The organism is Nocardia sp. NPDC002869, from assembly GCF_046764065.1.
Taxonomy (GTDB): domain Bacteria; phylum Actinomycetota; class Actinomycetes; order Mycobacteriales; family Mycobacteriaceae; genus Nocardia; species Nocardia rhamnosiphila.
In genome coordinates this window covers 1-4,905 of the sequence record NZ_JBKOOL010000263.1, presented here as the reverse complement: position 1 = coordinate 4,905, position 4,905 = coordinate 1, and the positions used below count along the sequence as shown (strand labels likewise).

Sequence of the window (4,905 nt, the reverse complement as noted above, 5' to 3'; positions counted from 1 at the left end):
CGCCCGCCCGGCGACCGGGCGTTCAGCCCGCCGAGACCTCGGAACGGTCCTCGCTCCACAGCGTGTGGAACTTGCCCTCGGCGTCGACCCGCTCATAGGTGTGCGCGCCGAAGAAATCGCGCTGGGCCTGGGTGAGCGCGGCGGGCAGCCGGTCGGCCCGCAACGCGTCGTAGTAGGACAGCGAGGAGGCGAATGCCGGCACCGGGATACCGAGCAGTGTGGCGGTCGAGACCACCCGCCGCCAGCTGTCGATCGCCGTCTCGATCGCGTCCCGGAAATACGGCGCCAGGATCAGGCTCGGCAGCGTCGGATCGGTTTCGTAGGCCTCTTTGATCCGGTTCAGGAAGCGGGCCCGGATGATGCAGCCGCCGCGCCAGATGGTGGCCAGATCGCCGGGGGTCAGATTCCAGCCGTATTCGGCGCTGCCGGCGGCGATCTGATCGAACCCCTGGGCGTAGGCCACGACCTTGGACGCGTACAGGGCCTGCCGGATGTCCTCGGTGAACTGCGCGATATCGGTGGGCTTGGCGGCGAGTTCGCCGGCGGCGAGCCCCACGGCCGCCGCGCGCTGCCCCCGCGACCCCGACAGTGCCCGGGCGAATACGGCCTCGGCGATACCGGTCACCGGAACACCCAGGTCGAGCGCGGATTTCACGGTCCAGCGCCCGGTGCCCTTCTGCTCGGCCGCGTCCACGATCACATCGACCAGCGGCTTCCCGGTCTTCGCGTCGACCTGGTTCAGTACCTCGGCGGTGATCTCCACCAGGTAGCTCTCCAGCTCGCCGGAGTTCCACTGGGTGAAGATATCGGCGATCTGCTTCGGATCCAGGTCCAGTGCGGCCCGGAACAGGTGGTACGCCTCGCCGATGAGCTGCATATCGGCGTATTCGATACCGTTGTGCACCATCTTCACGAAATGGCCGGACCCGTCCGGGCCGATATGGGTGCAGCACGGGGTGCCGTCCACCTGGGCGGCGATGGACTCCAGCAGCGGTCCCAGCGATTCGTAGGATTCCGCGGGGCCGCCCGGCATGATGGACGGTCCGTTGAGGGCCCCCTCCTCGCCGCCGGAGATCCCGGCGCCGACGAAGTTGAGGCCGCGGGCCCGGAGTGCGGCCTCGCGCCGGATGGTGTCGGTGTAGAGGGCGTTGCCGCCGTCGATGATGATGTCGCCGGTTTCCATGGCGCCCGCGAGTTCTTCGATCACCGCGTCGGTGGCGTCGCCGGCCTTCACCATGATGAGCACCCGGCGCGGCTTCTCCAGCGCGGCGACGAACTCGGCGATGGTCTCGGTGCGGACGAAATCACCGTCGTCGCCGTGCGCAGCGAGCAGCGCGTCGGTTTTGGCGACGCTGCGATTGTGCAGTGCCACGGTGTAGCCGTGCTTGGCGAAGTTGCGGGCGATATTGCTGCCCATCACCGCCAGGCCGGTGACCCCGATCTGTGCCCGCGCTGCGGAGGAAGCCATGAACCAGCTCTTTCGTTCGACTGTTCCAACATTTCGGCGGGATCCGCCGGGCCGCGATGATCCTGGAGACCGGCCGCGCGCCCGGCGTGTGCCCTCTCTTCTTTCTACCGGGTGGCCCGGTCGAGCCATACGCAGACCCGCCGACAACCGATCCACACGGCCGGGCCGGGCCGGAGAGCGGTGGGGTCGCCGTACCGGAGCATCCCGGCCGCGTGGCCGGCTGTCCTCGTACCGAGCGGCTCCGGAGGTACCCGGACCGAGCAGCGGCCTTCGTATCCGGCCGCGAGACATACCGGCGCACAATGGATGAACCGTAGAAGTCCGGCGGCGATCCGGTGCGCGAATGGGTACACCGGAGGGGTGCGATACAAATTCTTGCTCACGATGCCGGCCGCGGTGCTGGCTGTCGCGGCGTCCCTGTTCACTGTCCAACCCGCCGCGGCGGCCCCGGGGCCGCGGGTCGACGCGGAGAAACCGATCGACGGTCGCGCGATCCTGCTCGAGGTGTATTCACCCGCCATGGATACCGTGGTGACCAATCGGGTCATCCCCGCGCCGGGTGGGGGGCCGGCGCCCACGGTGTACCTGCTGACCGGGATCGGTGGCGGTGCCGACGGTATCTCCTGGTGGGACGATACCGATGTCCGGCAATTCTTCGGGGACAAGAACGTGAATGTGGTGATGCCGATCGGCGGTGCCTATTCGATGTACACCGACTGGCACACCGACGACCCCGTGGTCGGCCGCGCTCGCTGGCAGACCTATCTCACCCGGGAGCTGCCGTCGGTCGTGGACGCCCGGTTCGGCACCACCGGACGCAATGCGATCGCCGGGGTGTCGATGAGCGGCGGGTCCGCCGTGGACCTCGCCATCCAGGCGCCGGACCGCTACGAGGCGGTCGCGTCCTATAGCGGATGTCCGTGGTCTGCCGACGCCGCGGGAATCGCGATGATCAGCGCGCAGGTGGTGCGGGGCGGCGCCGACCCGGGCAAGATGTGGGGTCCGCCGGGGGCCGCGGGCTGGCAGGCCCACGACGCGTTCGCGCACGCCTCCCGCCTGGCCGGAAAGACCGTATACCTGTCCGCGGCGTCGGGTATGCCCGGTGAGATCGACCGGGGCTGGGGGTTCCCGCCGGTCGAAGCCATTGCCGCCGCCTGCACCTCGGCCTTCGCCGACCGCCTGGGGCAACTCGGCCTCGGCGCGGTGCACATCGACCGCCCGGCCGGCGCGCACACCTGGGGTCAGTTCGAATACGACCTGCACGATTCGTGGCCGCATCTGGCGCGGGCCATCGGCGCCTGACCGATGAGCCGTCCGGGCGGTCTCCGTCAGCTGCCGGGCCGGATGGCCGGACCTGCCTCGCTCGTTCTTCCGGTTGTCGCGGGGCGGACGGCATGCCGACATGGCTGGTCGTCCGTCCAGGTGAAAGACTGGCCGGGTACCGCCCGAGGCGGCACGGCACCGGTGGGTGATCCGGCGAAAGGAAGATCATGCGGAAATTCGGTACGGCCGCGGTCACCGCGCTGCTGGCGGCGGCGATTGCCGGGCTGCCCGGCGGGCACGCGGTAGCGGCACCGGGCACCGGCGTCGTCGAATCCGTCGAACCGCTGGCCGCTCCGGCCGTGCTGCCCGGCTCGGTGGGTTCGGAACGCATGCTCTATACGACGACCACGGTCGGCGGAGCGCCGACCGTGGCCAGCGCCGCCGTGTACTTCCCGGCCGGCGCGCCCCCGGCCGGCGGTTGGCCGGTCATCGCCTGGGCGCACGGTACGGTCGGGCTCGGTGATTCCTGCGCCTACAGTGTGGCCGGCCCGGGCGCCGTGGCACGGGATCGGGCGTACCTCGGTAGCTGGCTCGGGCAGGGTTATGCCATCGTCGCCGCCGACTACGCCGGGCTGGGTACCCCCGGCGAGCATCCGTACCTGAACGGGGTGGTGGAGGCGCACAATGTCGTCGACGCGGTCCGGGCCGCGTCGGGGCACTACTCCGCACTGTCGAACACATGGGTCGTGGTCGGGCAGTCGCAGGGTGGGGGAGCCGCGGTCACCACCGCCCGGTACGCCACCGAATTCGGCGGCCCGGAACTGGACTACCGCGGCGCGGTGGCCACCGGCGTCCCCGCCTATATCGAGAACATCCTCGCTCTCATGGGACCGGGCGTACCGCCGGTGAAATTGGGCGCGCACACCACGGGGTACGCGCTGTACCTGCTCAACGGACTGCGCACCACCTACCCCGAGCTGGACATCGAATCCTTGCTCACCGATTCCGGCCGGTACTGGCTGGAACGCGCGCGCACCGAATGCCTGTCCCCGTTCGGTGACGAACTGGTGGCCCACGGTGTGGTGATCGGAGACCTCTTCACCCGGCTGTTGGCCGATCTCCCGGATCTGCGCGGGCTGCTCACCCGCTATCTCGGCCTGCCGGAATCCGGCTACGACAAGCCGCTCTTCCTCGGGCAGGGTCTGCTCGACACCGACGTGATCACCCCGGAGACGCTGCGGTTCGCGGCGGTGCTCGGGGCGAACCGGCAGCCGGTGACGCTGAAGGTGTACCCCACCGATCACGATGGCGCCGTGAACGATTCGCTGGCCGACTCGGTGCCGTTCGTCCGCGACCTGTTCGCCTGAGTTCCGGCCGTCCGACCCCCGGATCCACCCCGCCGGTCAATCGAACTGGCGGACATGGTCTTCCCCCGTTTGACATCGTCGTCGCCGGGAATAGCGGGAGCATAGTGTTCCTCGACCCTTGGGATTGCCATGATCATTGTTCTCGGGCTCGTGATCGCCGTCGCGGCGGTTGCCGCCGGTGTCGCCGGCGTCGCGGCCAATACCAGTGATGTCAATCGGCTGACCAGCGACTTCTCGGTCTTCGATTACCACTTCGCCGGTACCACCGGTGAACTGTTCCTCATCGGCATCATCGTCGGTGTCGTCGGTGGGCTAGGAGTGGGTCTCGTCTCCGCCGGTGCGTGGCGATCCACCCGCCGGGGTCTGGAGACCCGCCGTGAGCTGCGGCAGTCGCGTAAGGAGATCGCCGCCGCCCAGCGGGATCTCGCCAAGACCAAGGACCCGGCGAAGAAGCCCGCGCCCGCCGCTCCGGCGGCTCCGGGCTGGTCGATGAGCAAACTGCTGCGCAAGCCGGACAAGAGCGCCGCGACCGCCAAGTGATCCCTGTCCCTCGCCCGGATATCAAATATCGAATCAGAAAGTCAGTGTCATGATCGTTCTCGGACTTGTTCTGCTCATCGTCGGTTACCTGCTCGGTATCGGCGTGCTCACCACCATCGGCCTCGTCCTGCTCGTGGTCGGCGCGGTACTGGCCATCGCCGGCTCGGTGGGCCGGCCCGTCGGTGGCCGACGGCACTATTACTGACGCCGTCGATCGGCGACTCCATCCAGCGGCCGCGGCGGTGCGGGCGATCCACGTGGATCGCC

General features: G+C 69.1%; 5 protein-coding genes. 4 read left to right on the top strand and 1 reads right to left on the bottom strand.

Translation table 11 applies throughout. The features are described from left to right. Positions 1–22: 22 nt before the first annotated feature. On the bottom strand, positions 23–1,468 hold the full coding sequence (gene gndA / locus ACLML9_RS27760; RefSeq protein ID WP_411948270.1) for an NADP-dependent phosphogluconate dehydrogenase: 1,446 nt from the start codon (positions 1,466–1,468) through the stop codon (positions 23–25). Positions 1,469–1,852: 384 nt separating this feature from the next. Between gndA and ACLML9_RS27755 the strand changes: the two genes are divergently transcribed. The 4 genes from ACLML9_RS27755 (at position 1,853) to ACLML9_RS27740 (ending at position 4,843) form a co-directional block, all read left to right on the top strand. Further along, complete coding sequence (locus tag ACLML9_RS27755; protein ID WP_411948271.1) at positions 1,853–2,770, top strand: alpha/beta hydrolase; 918 nt, start codon at positions 1,853–1,855, stop codon at positions 2,768–2,770. Positions 2,771–2,958: 188 nt separating this feature from the next. Further along, positions 2,959–4,098, top strand: a complete 1,140-nt coding sequence (locus ACLML9_RS27750; protein WP_411948269.1) for a lipase family protein — start codon at positions 2,959–2,961, stop codon at positions 4,096–4,098. Between the two features lie 129 nt (positions 4,099–4,227). Next, on the top strand, positions 4,228–4,638 hold the full coding sequence (locus ACLML9_RS27745; protein WP_411948268.1) for a hypothetical protein: 411 nt from the start codon (positions 4,228–4,230) through the stop codon (positions 4,636–4,638). A gap of 49 nt (positions 4,639–4,687) precedes the next feature. Beyond that, entirely contained in the window at positions 4,688–4,843 is a 156-nt protein-coding gene (locus ACLML9_RS27740) for a DUF6131 family protein (RefSeq protein WP_085995414.1), read from the top strand. Positions 4,844–4,905: the final 62 nt, after the last annotated feature.

What these genes read in the sequence shown, in the direction of transcription:
- gndA (WP_411948270.1), bottom strand. Translation starts at nt 1,468, where the DNA reads ATGGCTTCCTCCGCAGCGCGGGCACAGATCGGGGTCACCGGCCTGGCG.
- ACLML9_RS27755 (WP_411948271.1), top strand. Translation starts at nt 1,853, where the DNA reads ATGCCGGCCGCGGTGCTGGCTGTCGCGGCGTCCCTGTTCACTGTCCAA.
- ACLML9_RS27750 (WP_411948269.1), top strand. Translation starts at nt 2,959, where the DNA reads ATGCGGAAATTCGGTACGGCCGCGGTCACCGCGCTGCTGGCGGCGGCG.
- ACLML9_RS27745 (WP_411948268.1), top strand. Translation starts at nt 4,228, where the DNA reads ATGATCATTGTTCTCGGGCTCGTGATCGCCGTCGCGGCGGTTGCCGCC.
- ACLML9_RS27740 (WP_085995414.1), top strand. Translation starts at nt 4,688, where the DNA reads ATGATCGTTCTCGGACTTGTTCTGCTCATCGTCGGTTACCTGCTCGGT.